Origin of the sequence: Streptomyces sp. NBC_01261 (assembly GCF_036226385.1) — a bacterium.
In the GTDB taxonomy this organism is placed as follows: Bacteria; Actinomycetota; Actinomycetes; order Streptomycetales; family Streptomycetaceae; genus Streptomyces.
Genome location: NZ_CP108463.1, coordinates 1,066,983 through 1,082,213, shown reverse-complemented (window position 1 = coordinate 1,082,213; position 15,231 = coordinate 1,066,983). Strand labels below are relative to the sequence as shown.

17 protein-coding genes are annotated in these 15,231 nt (G+C 69.0%); 11 read left to right on the top strand and 6 right to left on the bottom strand.

Features of this window, described 5'->3' with window-relative positions; all coding sequences use genetic code 11:
- Positions 1–29: 29 nt before the first annotated feature.
- The 9 genes from OG226_RS04750 to OG226_RS04710 all read left to right on the top strand — a co-directional run bounded on the left by OG226_RS04750 (position 30) and on the right by OG226_RS04710 (position 8,171).
- The gene (locus tag OG226_RS04750; RefSeq protein ID WP_329348018.1) at positions 30–1,175 is read left to right on the top strand and encodes an acyl-CoA dehydrogenase family protein; all 1,146 of its coding nucleotides are present in this window, start codon (positions 30–32) and stop codon (positions 1,173–1,175) included.
- 77 nt (positions 1,176–1,252) lie between these two features.
- Complete coding sequence (locus OG226_RS04745) at positions 1,253–2,014, top strand: SDR family NAD(P)-dependent oxidoreductase (protein ID WP_329348017.1); 762 nt, start codon at positions 1,253–1,255, stop codon at positions 2,012–2,014.
- A 69-nt stretch (positions 2,015–2,083) separates the two neighbouring features.
- On the top strand, positions 2,084–3,223 hold the full coding sequence (locus OG226_RS04740) for a thiamine pyrophosphate-dependent dehydrogenase E1 component subunit alpha (RefSeq protein ID WP_329348016.1): 1,140 nt from the start codon (positions 2,084–2,086) through the stop codon (positions 3,221–3,223).
- Positions 3,220–4,188: an alpha-ketoacid dehydrogenase subunit beta gene (locus OG226_RS04735; RefSeq protein WP_328675325.1), complete on the top strand. Its 969-nt coding sequence runs from the start codon at positions 3,220–3,222 to the stop codon at positions 4,186–4,188. Before OG226_RS04740 ends, OG226_RS04735 begins: the two co-directional genes overlap by 4 nt.
- A 13-nt stretch (positions 4,189–4,201) precedes the next feature.
- On the top strand, positions 4,202–5,512 hold the full coding sequence (locus tag OG226_RS04730; protein WP_329348015.1) for a dihydrolipoamide acetyltransferase family protein: 1,311 nt from the start codon (positions 4,202–4,204) through the stop codon (positions 5,510–5,512).
- Positions 5,513–5,642: 130 nt separating this feature from the next.
- Complete coding sequence (locus OG226_RS04725) at positions 5,643–6,338, top strand: alpha/beta hydrolase (protein WP_329348014.1); 696 nt, start codon at positions 5,643–5,645, stop codon at positions 6,336–6,338.
- 66 nt (positions 6,339–6,404) lie between these two features.
- Complete coding sequence (locus tag OG226_RS04720) at positions 6,405–7,007, top strand: helix-turn-helix domain-containing protein (RefSeq protein WP_327398972.1); 603 nt, start codon at positions 6,405–6,407, stop codon at positions 7,005–7,007.
- Between the two features lie 60 nt (positions 7,008–7,067).
- Positions 7,068–7,472: a RidA family protein gene (locus OG226_RS04715; protein ID WP_328675322.1), complete on the top strand. Its 405-nt coding sequence runs from the start codon at positions 7,068–7,070 to the stop codon at positions 7,470–7,472.
- A 45-nt stretch (positions 7,473–7,517) separates the two neighbouring features.
- Positions 7,518–8,171: a TetR/AcrR family transcriptional regulator C-terminal domain-containing protein gene (locus tag OG226_RS04710; RefSeq protein WP_329348013.1), complete on the top strand. Its 654-nt coding sequence runs from the start codon at positions 7,518–7,520 to the stop codon at positions 8,169–8,171.
- 65 nt (positions 8,172–8,236) lie between these two features.
- Here the strand turns inward: OG226_RS04710 and OG226_RS04705 are convergent, their stop codons facing one another.
- Positions 8,237–9,043, bottom strand: coding sequence for an SDR family NAD(P)-dependent oxidoreductase (locus OG226_RS04705; protein ID WP_329348012.1), 807 nt, complete (start codon positions 9,041–9,043; stop codon positions 8,237–8,239).
- A gap of 172 nt (positions 9,044–9,215) precedes the next feature.
- On the opposite strand from OG226_RS04705, the gene OG226_RS04700 reads away from it, so the two are divergent.
- Positions 9,216–9,641, top strand: coding sequence for a nuclear transport factor 2 family protein (locus tag OG226_RS04700; RefSeq protein WP_329348011.1), 426 nt, complete (start codon positions 9,216–9,218; stop codon positions 9,639–9,641).
- Positions 9,642–9,729: 88 nt separating this feature from the next.
- On the opposite strand, the gene OG226_RS04695 is transcribed toward OG226_RS04700, so the two are convergent.
- The 4 genes from OG226_RS04695 to OG226_RS04680 all read right to left on the bottom strand — a co-directional run bounded on the left by OG226_RS04695 (position 9,730) and on the right by OG226_RS04680 (position 13,172).
- Positions 9,730–10,773 (bottom strand): glycoside hydrolase family 5 protein, encoded by a 1,044-nt coding sequence (locus OG226_RS04695; RefSeq protein WP_329348010.1) that lies wholly within the window; start codon positions 10,771–10,773, stop codon positions 9,730–9,732.
- Positions 10,774–11,144: 371 nt separating this feature from the next.
- Positions 11,145–11,972: an SAM-dependent methyltransferase gene (locus OG226_RS04690; protein WP_329348009.1), complete on the bottom strand. Its 828-nt coding sequence runs from the start codon at positions 11,970–11,972 to the stop codon at positions 11,145–11,147.
- A gap of 79 nt (positions 11,973–12,051) precedes the next feature.
- A complete protein-coding gene (locus OG226_RS04685) occupies positions 12,052–12,303 on the bottom strand; it encodes a DUF397 domain-containing protein (RefSeq protein ID WP_328675316.1) in 252 nt (83 codons plus the stop codon).
- The gene (locus tag OG226_RS04680) at positions 12,300–13,172 is read right to left on the bottom strand and encodes a helix-turn-helix domain-containing protein (RefSeq protein WP_328675315.1); all 873 of its coding nucleotides are present in this window, start codon (positions 13,170–13,172) and stop codon (positions 12,300–12,302) included. The genes OG226_RS04685 and OG226_RS04680 overlap by 4 nt, the downstream gene beginning before the upstream one ends.
- 240 nt (positions 13,173–13,412) lie before the next feature.
- Here OG226_RS04680 and OG226_RS04675 point away from each other — a divergent pair, with 240 nt between their 5' ends.
- Positions 13,413–13,859, top strand: coding sequence for an ATP-binding protein (locus tag OG226_RS04675; protein WP_328675314.1), 447 nt, complete (start codon positions 13,413–13,415; stop codon positions 13,857–13,859).
- A gap of 40 nt (positions 13,860–13,899) precedes the next feature.
- On the opposite strand, the gene OG226_RS04670 is transcribed toward OG226_RS04675, so the two are convergent.
- On the bottom strand, positions 13,900–15,186 hold the full coding sequence (locus tag OG226_RS04670) for a PP2C family protein-serine/threonine phosphatase (protein ID WP_328675313.1): 1,287 nt from the start codon (positions 15,184–15,186) through the stop codon (positions 13,900–13,902).
- Positions 15,187–15,231: the final 45 nt, after the last annotated feature.

Sequence of the window (15,231 nt, the reverse complement as noted above, 5' to 3'; positions counted from 1 at the left end):
GTTCGAGGGCGTGAGGAAGGGACCCAGCGGTGAAGGTTGAGCGCGAACTACCCTCCGGCGAGGCCAGGGAGCTACTGGAGCTGACGGTCGACATCGCGGACAAGGAACTAGCCCCGCGCGCAGCGGAGTTCGAGGAGGAGGGCCGTTTTCCTCGTGAGGTGTTCGGCGTCCTGGGCGAGGCTGGGCTGCTGACCCTTCCGTTCGGCGAGGACGTCGGGGGCGGGGGCCAGCCCTACGCCGTCTACCTGCAAGTACTCGAAGAACTGGCCGCCCGGTGGGCCGCTGTCGCCGTCGGTGTCGGCGTCCACACGCTGTCGTGCCACCCCGTCTCGGCCTTCGGCTCCGCGAAACAGCGGCAGACGCTCCTGCCCTGGCAGCTCAGCGGCGCCGCATTGGGCGCGTACTGCCTGTCGGAGGAGCACGCGGGTTCCGACCCCAGTGCCATCCGCGCCGGCGCGACACGTGACGGCGAGGTGTGGGTGGCCCGTGGCACCAAGGCCTGGGTCACGCATGGCGGCGAAGCCGACTTCTACACCGCCTTCCTGCGTACGTCCGAGGATCCGCGCAACGGCATCTCGTGCTTCCACGTCGACGCCCGTTCGCCCGGCCTGAGCGCGGGTGCCCCGGAGCGCAAGATGGGGCTGCGGAGTTCGACCACCGCGCTGATGCGCTTCGACGATGTGCACATCCCCGGTGACCGGCTGATCGGCGAGCCCGGCCAGGGCCTGAGGATCGCGCTGTCCGCACTCGACGCCGGCCGGCTCGGCATCGCCGCGGTCGCGGTCGGGATCGCACAGGCGGCGCTCAACCACGCGGTCGAGTACGCGCGGGAGCGCCGGACATTCGGCCGCCGCATCATCGAGCACCAGGGCGTCGGGTTCCTGCTCGCCGACATGGCCGCGCGCACCGAAGCGGCCCGCGCCACCTACCTGGTCGCCGCCCGGCGCAAGGACTCCGGCCAGGAGTTCAGCCGCCAGGCCAGCATCGCCAAACTCATCGCGACGGACACCGCCATGGCCGTGACCACCGATGCCGTGCAGGTCCTCGGCGGTGCCGGATACGTCCGTGAGCACCCCGTGGAGCGCTATATGCGCGAGGCGAAGATCACGCAGATCTTCGAGGGCACCAACCAGATCCAGCGCCTGGTCATCAGCCGCCGTCTCGCCGATTCCTGAACTCGGCCTCGTTTTGCAGGACTTGCACTTCTCCTGCGCTTTGCAGGATTCCGACGACTTGAAGGAAGGCGGGCACCATGGCATCTCGCGATGCTGTCGCCGTCATAGCGGGAGGCGGCTCGGGGCTGGGGCGGGCGACCGCACACCGGCTGCACCGACAGGGCCGTACCGTCGTGCTGTTGGACCTCCCGAACAGCCAAGGGGAGGCAGCGGCCGACGCGTTGGGGGAGCGCGCGCATTTCGTCGCGGCGGACGTGACCGATCCTGGCCAGGTCCGGCAGGCCTTCGCCTACGCGGCAAGTCATGGGCCGGTGCGCGCGGCGGTCAACTGCGCCGGAGTCGCGACTCCGGGCCGCATCCTGAGCAAGCGAGGAGTGCTGCCCGCCGAGGACTTCCGGCGCGTGGTCGAGATCAATCTGCTCGGCACCTTCCACGTGCTCGCCGCCGCAGCCGCCGTCATGGCCGACAACGCCCCGGACAACGGGGATCGAGGCGTCATCGTCTGCACCGCGTCCATCGCCGCCTACGACGGGCAGATCGGCCAGACCGCGTACGCGGCGAGCAAGGGCGGAGTCGTCTCGCTGACCCTGTCCGCGGCCCGGGATCTCGCCGACACGGCCATCCGTGTCGTCACCGTCGCGCCGGGGCTGTTCGACACCCCGCTGCTGTCGGGCCTGCCGGAGAAGGCGCGGACCCAACTGGGCGCCGCCGTACCGCATCCGTCCCGTCTCGGCTCACCGGACGAGTACGCGGGCCTGGTCAGTCACATCCTCGACAACCCGATGCTGAACGGCGAGGTCATCCGGCTCGACGGCGCCCTGCGCATGGCCCCGCGCTGAACCCCCGCACCGACAAGGCCCGTTGACCCGCGCTCCCCGTCGAGAGCGCTGCCCGGAAAGAGAACACGCATGGCACACGCCGTACAAGACCCGCCGCCGGAAACGTCCTTGGCCGATCGGCCCATCCAACTGCTCGATCCGGCAGGGAACGTGGGTACGGACCCGCGGCTCCCCCTCGACCCGGCGACCGTCGACCTGCCCGCCCTCCACCGCGACATGACACTCGTCCGCCGACTGGACACGGAGGCCATCGCCCTGCAACGGCAAGGGGAGTTGGGCCTGTGGCCGTCGCTTCGCGGCCAGGAGGCGGCACAGGTCGGAGCCGCGTACGCGCTGTACGACCGGGACATGGTCTTCCCCACCTACCGCGAGCACGGCGTGGCGTGGTGCCGCGGCCTCGACCCCGTGTCGCTGCTCGGGCTCTTCCGCGGTACCACGCTGGGCGGTTGGGACCCCCACGAACACCACTTCAACCTGTACACGCTGGTCATCGGCGCGCAGACCCTGCACGCGGTCGGCTACGCGATGGGCCTGTACCGGGACGGCAACACCGGCTCGGGCGATCCCGAGCGCGACACGGCCGTGCTGGCGTTCCTCGGTGACGGCGCGCTGAGCGAGGGCGAGACGAACGAGGCGTTCATCTGGGCCGCCGCCCAGAACCTGCCGGTGGTCTTCTTCTGCCAGAACAACCAGTGGGCCATCTCCGCCCCCTACAGCGTGCAGAGCCGCATCCCCGCGGCCCGACGCGCCGCCGGATACGGCTTTCCGGGCATCCGCGTCGACGGCAACGACGTACTGGCCTGCCTCGCCGCGACGCGCCAGGCGCTGGACCGGGCGCGAACCGGGGGTGGCCCGACGCTGATCGAGGCGGTCACCTACCGCGTCAACGCCCATACGACGGCCGACGACGCGACGCGTTACCGGGCCGTCGAGGAGACCGAGGACTGGACCGCCCGGGACCCGCTGGAGCGGCTGCGCGCCCATCTTCGGTCGACGGGCGCCGTGACCGACGAGTACTTCACCGACCTCGAAGCGCGCGAGCGGGACCTGGCCGAACAACTGCGCGCCGGCTGCCGCGCGTTGGCCGACCCCGACGCGTCCTCTCCCTTCGAGCACACCTACGCGCGGATGCCCGCCGATCTGCGCCAACAGCTGCGCCGGCACATGGAGTTCGTCTCCACCGGCCCGCAGGACGGAGAGCGGAAATGACCGTTTCCATGGTCAAGGCCCTCAACGACGGCCTGCGCCAAGCCCTTTCCGACGATCCCCAAGTCCTGCTCATGGGCGAGGACATCGGCCGCCTCGGCGGTGTGTTCCGCGTGACGGACGGACTGCGGAAGGACTTCGGTGAACTGCGGGTGGTCGACACCCCGTTGGGAGAGGCAGGCATCGTCGGAGCGGCGATCGGCCTCGCGATGCGCGGCTACCGGCCGGTCTGCGAGATCCAGTTCGACGGATTCGTCTACCCGGCCGTGAACCAGATCGTCACCCAACTCGCCAAACTCCGGCACCGCTCGGCGGGCCGCATCTCCCTGCCCGTCGTGATCCGGATCCCCTACGGCGGTGGCATCGGCTCGATCGAGCACCACTCGGAGTCACCGGAGACGTACTTCGCCCACACGGCCGGGCTGAAGGTGGTCACCTGCGCCACTCCGCACGACGCGTTCCACATGATCCAGCAGGCCGTGGCCGAGGACGACCCCGTGGTGTTCCTCGAACCCAAACGGCACTACTGGACCAAGGGAGAGGTCGACCCGGCCTCGGCCCTCCCGCTGGAGCGGGCCGTCGTCCGCCGCGCGGGGACGGACGTCACGCTGATCGCCTACGGCCCGACCGTGCCGGTCGCCCTGGAGGCGGCCGACGTCGCGGCGCAGGAGGGCCGCAGCGTGGAGGTCGTAGATCTGCGCAGTCTGTCTCCGTGGGACGTCACGACCGTCCGCGCGTCCGTGCACCGCACCGGGCGGGCCGTCGTCGTCCATGAGGCGGCCCTCTCGCACGGGTTCGGCGCGGAGGTCGCCGCGCGGTTGCAGGACGAGGAGTTCCACTTCCTCGAAGCACCCGTCGTACGGGTCACGGGATACGACACCCCGTACCCGCCCAGCCGGCTGGAGTCGGACTGGCTGCCCGGTGTCGACCGGGTCCTCAACGCCATTGACCGCAGCCTGAGTTACTAGGAGGGGCGCCGTCGTGACGAGCCCGCAGCAGTTCTTGCTCCCCGACGTCGGCGAGGGTCTGACGGAGGCGGAGATCCTCGCCTGGTCGGTCCGGCCCGGTGACGTCGTCGAGGTCAACCAGATCATCGTCGAGGTGGAGACGGCCAAGGCCGCCGTCGAACTTCCCTCGCCCTACGCCGGCGTGGTCAGCGCCCTCCACGCGGAGGTGGGCGACCTGCTACCAGTCGGCAGGCCGCTCATCACGATCGACACCGACGCACCGGGCGAGGCGGCGGGCGGAGCATCGGACGCCGGGGCGGTGCGGCAGCCGGACGCGGAACAGGCCGCACTGCTGGTCGGGTACGGCCCGCAGGGCACCGGCGCCGGTCGTCGCAGGAGGCGCCCCGCCCCCGCACAGCCGCAGCGCGCGGACAGCGTTGCGGTCAGCGCGCCGGAGCCTGCCGCAGCTCGGCCGGCGGCGAAACCGCCGGTGCGCAAGCTCGCCAAGGATCTCGGGGTCGACCTGACGACCGTCGCGCCCACCGGACCCGGGAACACCATCACCCGTGAAGACGTCCACGAGGCCGCCCGGGGCGTGACCCCGCGGACCGTTCCCGCGCCGGACGCCTCTCGGGGTTCCGAAACTCGCATACCGATCAGGGGAGTTCGCAGGCACACGGCCGCCGCCATGGTCGCCTCCGCCTTCACCGCACCGCACGTCACCGAGTTCATCACCGTCGACGTCACCGCCACCATGCGGCTCCGTGAACTCGTCGCCGGGCGCCGGGAGTTCCGGGATCTGCGGGTGACTCCGCTGCTGTTCTTCACCCGGGCCTTCCTGATCGCGCTGGCCAAGACCCCTGAGGCGAACAGCAGTTGGGACGAGGCGGCGCAGGAGATCGTCCTGAAGCACTACGTCAATCTGGGTGTGGCGGCGGCGACGGACCGCGGTCTGGTCGTGCCGAACATCAAGGGCGCGGACCGGATGTCGCTGCACGAACTGGCCCGGGCGCTGGCGGACCTCACCGCGACCGCCCGCGCCGGTCGCACGTCCCCTCAGGACATGACCGGCGGCACCGTCACGCTGACCAACGTGGGGGTGTTCGGCGTCGACACCGGTACGCCGATCCTCAACCCGGGGGAGGCCGCCATCCTCGCGGTCGGCGCCGTCCGCCGTATGCCCTGGGTCGTCCGGGACGACGACGGAGACGAACGCGTCGAGCCTCGCTGGGGCACCCAGCTGGCGCTCTCCTTCGACCACCGGCTCATGGACGGCAGGCAGGGCTCCGAGCTGCTGGCCAACACGGCGCAGATCCTGCGGGAACCGGGGCTGGCGATGCTGTGACGGCTGCCTCACCGGTCGGCCTGTTGGCCTAGGAGGCAATTTATTTTGCCCGTGAGGTTGACGTGGGTAGGGCAGGACCGTGACTCTGTGGGAAGACCGAGGGGCTCTGGAATCTCAGGAGGAGCGGGCTATGGCAACGTTCGTACTCGTACACGGTTCGTGGGGTGGTGGCTGGGTGTGGGACCGGCTGCGCCCCCTGTTGGAGAGCGCCGGCCACACGGTGCTCACGCCCACGCTGACCGGCCTCGCCGAGCGGCACGAACTCTCCGCGCCGGACGTCGGCCTGAGCGTGCACGCACGGGAAATCGCCGAACTTCTCGCGTCCGAAGGGGTGGTGGACGCGATCCTCGTCGGGCACAGCTACGGCGGGATGGTGATCACGGGAGCGGCAGCGCTCGCCCCCGATCGGGTCGGGCAGGTGGTGTACGTGGACGCGTTCGCCCCCTTGACCGGCGAGTCGGCGTTCACGATGCTGCCGTGGCTGGAGAAGGCGTTCTCCGAGTCGCCGGGGCCGGCCGAGTGGGAGGTGGCGCCGCTCGACCCCGCGTTGCTCGGGGCGGACGACGAGGGGGCGGCGTGGCTTTCGAGCAGGCTGACCCCGATGCCGCGCTTCACCCACGAGGAGCCGCTCGGTCCCGGGAGCGAGGACGCTCTGGCGAGCAGGGCGGTCAGCTACATCTACTGTGCCGATCAGGCACTCTTCACCGATGTCGCCGCCTCGGCGGAGAAACGGGGATTCCGGGTCGTGGCGCTGCGCGATGTCACCCATGTCGGGTTGCTCACGAGCCCGCACATCCTTGAGCGGGAGCTGCTGAACCTCGTATAGGGGGAGGCCGTTCGATGTGCCTATCAGGCCCGCTCTATTGCCTCAGAGGCATGTTAGTGTGCGGGAATGCCGATCGAGGACACTGATCTCTGGGTTGCCCAACGCCTCAAGGACATGCGGGGCGAGCGTGGCATCACCCTGACGACACTGGCCGAACAGACCGGCATTTCCTCGGCGCATCTTTCGCGCCTGGAGAAGGGTGTACGCAAGCCGTCCATCGGCAGCCTGCTGCAGATCGCCCGCGTCTACGGCGTATCCATCAGCGAGTTGGTGCAGGAACCCGATCAGGACGACTTCCATCTGGTGCGTGCCGACGCGGCGATGACTCGCGACGGGCAGGACGGCCGGTACACCGTGCTGAGCGGGCCGCGGGAAACCATGTCCGTCATCCGGCTCGAATTGACAGCCGGTAAGAACACCAAGACCGCCCGGCACGTCGGCGAAGAATGGCTGCACGTGCTGTCAGGGGCGATCACTCTCGATATCTCGGGGGTTTCGCTTCAGCTCGACACCGGGGATTCGGTGCACTTCGATTCGTCGAAGGAGCATCGTCTCACCAACAAGGACGATGCCGTCGCGACCGTCCTGATCGCATCAACAGCGGCAACTGTTCCGATGCGGCACCCCATTCCGGCGTCGTCACGTCGCAACTCGGCGGACTCGCGCTGAGGATTGCGTGAACACGCAGGGTGCACGTCGGTGATTCCAGGAAAATGAGGAAGGCTCCCGATGTCGTCACCCGTCGCTCTGAATCCTGCCCAACTCCCGCCCCTCACCGGCGTGATCTCCCACGGCCTGGCCATTCCTGACCTCGGTCTCCTCTACACGTCCGGGCAGGTCGCCTGGGACGCCAAAGGGGAACTCGTCGGTCGAGACGATCTGGCGGCGCAATTCGCCAAGGCCTACGAGAACATCGACGCGGTGCTGGCCGCCGGCGGTTCGAGCCGTAGCAAAATCATCAAGGAGACGATCCATCTCGTCGGGTACGACACCGACAACGCGGAGCAGTTGATCGGGCTCATCGCCGGCTCTCGGGGAGAAGGACAGACGCCGCCCGCGAGTACGTGCGTGGGTGTGGAGACGCTCTTCGCCGAGGGCTTTCTGGTCGAGATCGAGGTGGTCGCGACCTTGTGAGCCTCGGCTTCCGCCCGTGGATGGTGACCCCGGTAGCATCGGTCGGTGACCAAGACACCAGGCGCTGCCCCGACCAAGGTCGGCATCACACTCGACCGTGTGGTGGAGGCCGCGTTCGTCGTCCTGCAACGGGACGGCATCGCCAGACTGTCCGCGCGGGCGATCGCGGCCGAGCTCAACGTCCGGATGAACACGGTCATGTGGCACATCCGGACCAAGGACCGGCTGCTCGGCCTGATGGCGGAGTCCATCCTGGGCGAGGTCGACCTGGATGATCTGCACGGCGACTGGCGCGAGCAAGTGGCCGAACTGCTCCGGCGGTTGAGGCAGGCGATGCTCGGACATCGGGACGGCGCCCTGCTCGTCGCCGGGACCTTTCCCGTCGAGCCGAACACGTTGGCCTTTTCCGAGCGGATGGTGACGGTCCTCTTCGAGGGCTGCCCCACCCGCAGGTCGGCCGCGTGGACGTCGTGGAGTCTCTTCTACTTCACGCTCGGGCTTGTTCAGGAAGAGCAGGCGACACCGGCCGCGTTCCACGACCGTCTGCGAGAGACGGTGGACGAACGGCATTTCCCCGGCCTCCACTCGGTGCTGGAGGACTATGTCTCGATCGACTACAGCGGGCGCTTCGACTTCGGAATCGAGCAGATCCTTCAGTCGGCCCCGACGACCAAACCGCGCCGCAGGGAAGGGAGTTGACGGTGCGTCAGGGCGGCGTAGCGCTCGCTGTACTCTGATCGAGGATGTGCCGTCGCGTCGTGGGGTCAGAACGCGTTTTCGGCGACCTCGTCCCAGTTCCGCCACTCGTCGAGCCGCGCCTGGTACTCCTTGGTGATCCTTTGCAGCGGGCCCTGCCCGAAGAAGATCCGCAGGGGCGGCTGTTCGGCGTCGACCACGGTGAGAATCGCCGCTCGCGTCGCGGTCGGGTCGCCTCGCCGGGAGGAAATACCGCTCATGGCCGCGCGGAAATCGTCGTAGGCCGGAAGGCGCTCGGTCTGCACCGCGGAGGGCCCCGCCCATTCGGTGGCGTATCCGGCCGGCTCGACCAGGGTGACCTTGATGCCGAATCCCTTCACCTCGGCGGCGAGGCTCGCGGTGAAGCCTTCCAGGGCGAACTTGGAGGCGTGGTAGATGCCGAGTCCGGGCAGTGAGGTGAGGCCGCCGATGGAGGACACCTGGATGATGTGGCCGGAGCCGCGGGCGCGGAGGTGGGGGAGCACCGCCTGGGTGACCCAGAGCGCGCCGAACACGTTGATCTCGATCTGGTCGCGGGCCTGCCGCTCGGACACTTCCTCGACCATGCCGAACAGGCCGTAGCCCGCGTTGTTGACGACGACGTCGAGCTCACCGAACGTGTCGATCGCCCGCTGCACGGCCTCGAACGCGGCTGCCCGGTCGGCGACGTCGGCGCGCAGTGGCAGCACCGCGTCGCCGTACTTCTCCACCAGGTCGTCGAAGGCGGCTGCGGAACGGCTGGTCGCGGCGACCCGGTCGCCCCGTTCGAGCGCGGCTTCCGCCCATTCCCGGCCGAATCCCTTCGAGGCTCCGGTGATGAACCACGTCTTCGCCATGATCTTCCTCCTGGAGTGCATACCCTTGTTCAGTGACCAACACGGCAAGTGAAGTTGGTCAGTGACCAAGATGTCAACTCCGGGCGGATCGCTTGTGCGGTGACCAAGCAGTGCGGTACGGTCTTGGTCGGCGACCAAGGTGGTTTCTGGTGCGAAAGGATCATTCCGGGCAATGAACGCGACTCTGCGCTATCGGGATTTCTTCCACGGCGTGTTCACGTGGATATCCGGTCTGAGTGACGCCGGAAATCACGGCACCCTCGACGAGATTCACCGATTCTGGGCAGCTGACGGACGCATCATCACCTGCGGTCAGGTCAAGGCGGCCGGCATCGAGGAGCTGCGGAAACACTTTGGGATCTATCCCCGGCAATACGAAGAGGTGGAGATCCGGGAGCCGTTCCACACCTATCTGGAGGCGGGAGACGAAGTCGTCATCGAGTACGACATCCTGATCCGCGGGCGACGTCATGAAGGTGCCGCGGACGAGGGAGACACCGGCCGACGGGAATTCCGAGTGATCGCGATCTTCTCCGTCACCGACGGCAGGATCTCGGAGATGCGTCAGATTCCCGGCGTCAGGGCGGGCGACGCCTGACCGTCGGCGCCGCCCATGCCCAACGCGCCCTGATCCGTGCCCCGTTGAACGGGAGACACGGATCAGGGCATCGGATCGGAGCGGTGACTCAGGACTTCACGGGCCTGCCGCGGCCCCACGCCCACGCCAGGCGGTCGGCGCCGGACTGGTTCGTCGTGACCAGCCAGGGGCGGGCCGCGTCACCGATGAGCTTCTGGATCGAGTACGTGTCGTCCGTGCGCAGGCCGGGCCAGTACACCGAGCCCATGCCGAGCTTGCGGAACGTGTCGGTGTCGGCCTGGATGAAGTTGACCGAGTTGTCGGCGGGTGTCGGCACGTTGTAGTTCAGGCCCGTGGTCATCGGGGCGCCGAACTCGTCGGCCACCGTGCGGTTCGCGCAGTTGCCGAGGCGCTCCTTGAGGTCGCTCACCCACTGGTCGTAGGTCGCGTAGTCCTTCCAGAACCCGTAGTGGTGCAGCGAGAGATACGTGCCCTTCAGGCGCGGGTCGGCGCAGACCGTGGTGACGTGGTCGTTGTAGCCGGCGCCGCTCACGAAGACGCGGTTGCGCGGCACCTTGGAGTAGGTGTCCAGCCACTTGGCGGCGAGGTCGGCCCACTCGGCGTCGGTGTAGCCGTGCGGCTCGTTCATCGGCTCGAAGTAGACCCGCTGGTTGTGCTGGTACGCCTTGACCACGGTGTTCCACATGGGCCAGTACGTGGCGGGGTCGTCGATGAAGCCGTCCTTGTTGGCGCCCGTCCCCTCCCAGTACGAGACGATGACCTTGAACCCCTGCGCCGTCGCCGCGTCGATCACCCCGCGGTACGACTTCCAGTAACTCCCGTTCACCGTGTACGGGTTGATGGGCAGCCGCACCGTGTTGGCGCCGAGGTTGGCGCGGAACGCCGCGATCACCCGGGTGGCCTTGGCGTACGTCTGGGCGTAGGTGTCGGTGAGCGACAGGCCGGACAGGACGACCGGGTCGTCGGCGTAGTTGTCTCGCGGGTCGGCCCAGTTGACGCCCTTGAACTGGGACGTGTTCGTGCTCGGCGCGGCGGAGGCGGGGCTGCCGGCCAGCGTGGTGCCGGTGACCGCGGCGATCGCGACGGCCACGAAGGTGGCCCGCATGCGGGTTCTGGCGGGGATGGTGCGCATCGACTTGCCCTTTCAGGAATGGCGACTCCGCGCATGGTGAGGCCTGCGCGCGGCTGAGCGGCCGTCGGAACGGATACCGGGCGGGACGGATGACGTCGGCTCGTCGTCCCAAGTCCCGGTGGGCTCGGTGGTGTTGGGGGAGTGGGGCACGGTGGACCCTGCTCGCCGGAAGCCTCCTGTACTCCCTTCCTCCACCGGCCGCGACGCGATGTTTACGTAAACATTCTGCGTCGGAATCGTCGACCGGATCTGTCGGCCGAGCCGGTCCGTTGAAATGTTTACGCAAACATAGCGGCGCCGGAATCGTGGCATCCGGCACCGCCGTCGTCAAGGTTTCCCGCACGTAACGTCGTCGGCATCCCGCGCCGGGGCTACGGCTTGATGCCCACCCCGGTCCACAGGCTGACCTTGGCGTCCGTGGGCGCCTCGTCCTCGGACCACTCCTCGGTCACGGGGTCGGGGCGCCAGCGCCAGCCGACGGAGACGCCCGGGTCGAGCAGGTCGAGCCCGGTGAAGAAGCGCGCGACCTCGTCCTTCGTGCGGACCTTCACCGGTGTCCCGGCCTCGTCGTAGATCGCGGTGACCTTCTCCCAGATCCCAGGGGCGAAGTCCGGGGTGACGTGGCTGATGGCCAGGGCGCTGCCCGACGGCAGGACCGACAGCAGCCGGTCCACGATCCCGTACGGGTCCTGCTCGTCGGTGACGAAGTGCAGCAGCGCGTTCAGGGACAGCGCGATCGGCTTGTCGAAGTCGAGTATCTCGGCCACTTCGGGCGAGTTGAGGAGCGTCTCGGGGTCGTTGACGTCCGCCTGGACGTACGCGGTGCGGCCCTGGCGGGTGCTGCGCATCAGGCGCTCGGCGTACTTGAGGACCAGGGGGTCGTTGTCGGCGTAGACCACGCGCGCCTCGGGCACCACGGACTGGGCGACCTGGTGCAGGTTCGGCTCGGTGGGGATGCCCGTGCCGATGTCGAGCCACTGGCGGATGCCGTGCTCCCGCGCGAGGACCCGGGTGGCGCGGTGCATGAAGCCGCGGTTCTCCCGGGCGGCGACGAAGACGCCGGTGAAGACGTTCGAGACCGCTTCGGCCGCCTGCTTGTCGACCTCGAAGTGGTCCTTGCCGCCCAGGTAGTAGTCGTACATGCGGGCGGAGTGCGGCTTGCTGGTGTCGATGTCCCGCGCGGCGTGGGCGTTGGTCATGCTCTCCCTCTCAAGTGGTGTGCATCGGCGTCTCGGGCAGATCGCGGCCGGGCCGGCTCCCCATCGCCCATGTTCCGGTTCAGCCGGCCATCAGGTGGTCGGCCAGTCCCCGCTTGACCCCGTCGACGAACGCGGCCATCTCCTGGGGCGTGTAGATCAGCGCGGGTCCTGCGGGATCGGTCGACTGGCGCAACGCGACGCGCCCGTCGGCCAGTTGCTTCGTCTCCACGCACTGACCCCCGTTGGGACCGCTCCAGGGGCATTCCCAGCCCTGCTCGCCGAGGTTCGACGCGGGCATCCCGTTGTAGACCTTGCCGTCCGTGGTGGTCATGAGTACTCCTTGCGCATGCGGTTCAAGAGCGCCTTGCTGTCCGCGGACGAGGTCAGCAACGACATCCTGTTGTGCGCCTCCAAATGGGCCACGACATCGGACCGTTGGTCCAGATACATGGAGGCGGAGAGGATCTCGCTGTAGACGACGTCGGGCAGCTCCGGTTCCTGGAACCGGAAATAGGTGAAGGGTGCGCACGCCCCGACGTGGGCACCCGCCGAGAACGGGACGATGTCGACACTGACGTGGTCCAGTTCCGAAACCTCGAGGAGCCGGTCTATCTGGTCCCGCATGACCGCGGAACCGCCCACCACCCGGTGGAGCACGGCTTCTTCCAGCACCGCCCACAGCGTGGGCGAGTCCGGCCTCTCCAGCAGACTCTGGCGGCGCAGACGTAACTGCACCCGCCGTTCAAGGTCTTCGTCGTTGTCGTTCGGGAAGCCGCCGCTCAGCACGCCTCGCGCGTAGTCGTACGTCTGCAGGAGTCCCGTGACGTAGTGCGGCTCATAGGTACGCAGGGTCTTGGCGCCGGTCTCCAGGCTCACATAGGCGGTGAACCAGCCCGGGAGCACATCGCGGTAGGCGTGCCACCAGCCGGGCTCGTTGGCCCGCTCCGCGAGAGCGACGAACTCCTCGATCTCCTGGCGGTCGGCGCCGTAGGTCTCCAGCAGCTTCTCGACGTAGAGCGGTTTGAGGCCGACCTCGGCCTTCTCCAGACGGCGGATGGTCAGGGAGGTCACCCGCAGGGCCTTGGCGGCGCTCTCCAGGGACACGTTCGCACCCTGTCGCCGCTCCTGCAGCCGCCGGCCGAGGATCATGCGGAGAACAGTGGGTGCACCCGCGCCGGTGCTCGACCGAGCTTCGCTCACGCCCAACCTCCTGAGGGACTGTCACCGGCGTTAGTCTGACAGCGACTTGCTGATGTCGCCAGACAGAAACCGACGTTCTGAAATTATCAGGGAGTCGGTTGCAGCTTGAACTGAGCTATGGGCATAGTTACTTGCGTGAGCGACCTGGGCCTCAGGCTGGAACACCCCATCCACGGCAGGCCTGTTGCTGATGCTGTGCGTCTCCCGCCTGCGCCCGCCCCCGATGGAAGGCGAACCACCGTGTCCCCCCACACGACTCCCTCCCCGCAGCTCTTAGACGTCGTCAGCCCGGACCTGGCGCACTGGCTGGAACTTCCCGCGCACCGCTCCGGTGTCCGTACCGCCCGGCACGCCATGGGCGCGCAACTGGCCAAGTGGCGCCTGCCCGAAGGTGTGCGCGACGACGCGGTGCTGCTCATCTCCGAGCTGGCCACCAACGGGGTGTGCCACACACCCAGCGCGCGACTCCTGTGCGGTGTCGGGCTCGTCACCGACCGTAGTCTCCGCATCGAGGTGCACGACCACGACTACACGGGCAGTGATCTCTCCCGCTGCGAGCCGCGCGTCGACGACGAGAGCGGGCGCGGACTGTTCATCGTGCAGGCCATCGCGGACACCTGGGGGGTCGACAGATCCGCGCTCACCGGCGGAAAAGCCGTGTGGGCCACACTGTCCACCGGCTACTGAGGCCGGACACCTGGAGGGGGCGAGGACGCCCGCGGCCTGTTCAGGTGGTCGCGGGCGTCAACTCGGCCAGCAGCAGCGTCCGGTCGTCCGCCCCGGGCACCGCGGACGGGGCGCGCAGCAGCCGCTCGCACAGCGAGGGGAACGCCTCCGGTCCGTCGGCCGGCACGGGTTCGGCGGCGGCCGTGTCGAGGGCCCGGGCCAGACCGGCGATCTCCTGGTCGATGTCGGCGTGCCGCGACTCGACCAGCCCGTCGCTGTACAACAGGAGCAGCGCCGGTTCGTCGATGGTCAGCAGCGTGGCCTCGTAGTTGCCCGTGCCGAGCCCCAACGGCAGCCCCGCACTGGCCAGCGTGACCGGCAGGGCCGGTCCGTGCGGGCCGCGCAGCAGCGGCGGCGGGTGGCCGGCGCCGACCAGCGTGCAGGAGTGCGCCCGGGCGTCCCACTCGGCGTAGATGCAGGTGGCGAAGGACGCGCCCGGGGTGTCGTAGGCCAACTCGTCGAGCCTGCGCATGAGTTCGGCCGGTTCCATGTCGAGCCGGGCCAGGGTGCGCACGGCCGTCCGCAGCTGGATCATCGCCACGGCGGACTCGGGGCCGTGGCCCATCGCGTCGCCGACGACCAGACCGACCCGGCCGCCGGGGCGGGGCAGGACGTCGAACCAGTCACCGCCGATGATGTTGCCCTGGCCGGCCGGGAGATAGCCGTGCGCGATGCGGCAGCCGTGGAACGCCTGGGCCGGGTCCGGGAGGAGGCTGTTGCGGATGGCGAGCGCGGTGCGGCGCTCGCGTTCGTAGCGGCGGGCGTTGTCCAGCGCCACACTGGCCCGCGCGGCCAGCGACTCCACGGCCACCGCCTCGCCGGGCAGGAACGGGTCCCGCTCCGGGCCGCGCGTGCAGGCGACGAACCCGACGGTGGCGCCCCGCAGTTGGAGCGGGACGACCAGGAAGGACGCCGTCCCCAGCAGATCGTCTATGCGCTGCGCGTCGCCGCCCGCGGAGGCCAGCAGCCGCTCGGAGGTGTGCTTGTCCACTCCGTCGAGGACCTGCGAGTGACCGCTGGCGAGGGCGCGCGCGTACGGGGTCTCGCGCGGGAAGACGACCACCTCGCCGACCGGCAGCACGCCGTCCCAGCTCTCGGGCGCCTCCGTGCCCACCCGCACCGCCAGCCGACGCGCCTCTATCTGCGGCGGATCCACGGCGGGATACGCGTTCTCCTCCAGCACCCACCGCTCCAGCAGATACACCGACGCCGCGTCGCAGAACCCGGGCGTCAGCGCGTGCACGACGTGGCTGCCGGTCAGCCGCAGGTCGAGCTCCGAGCCGATCACGTCCGCGGCCGGGGCGAAGGCCTGCCTGCGGCGTGGGGGCCCGGC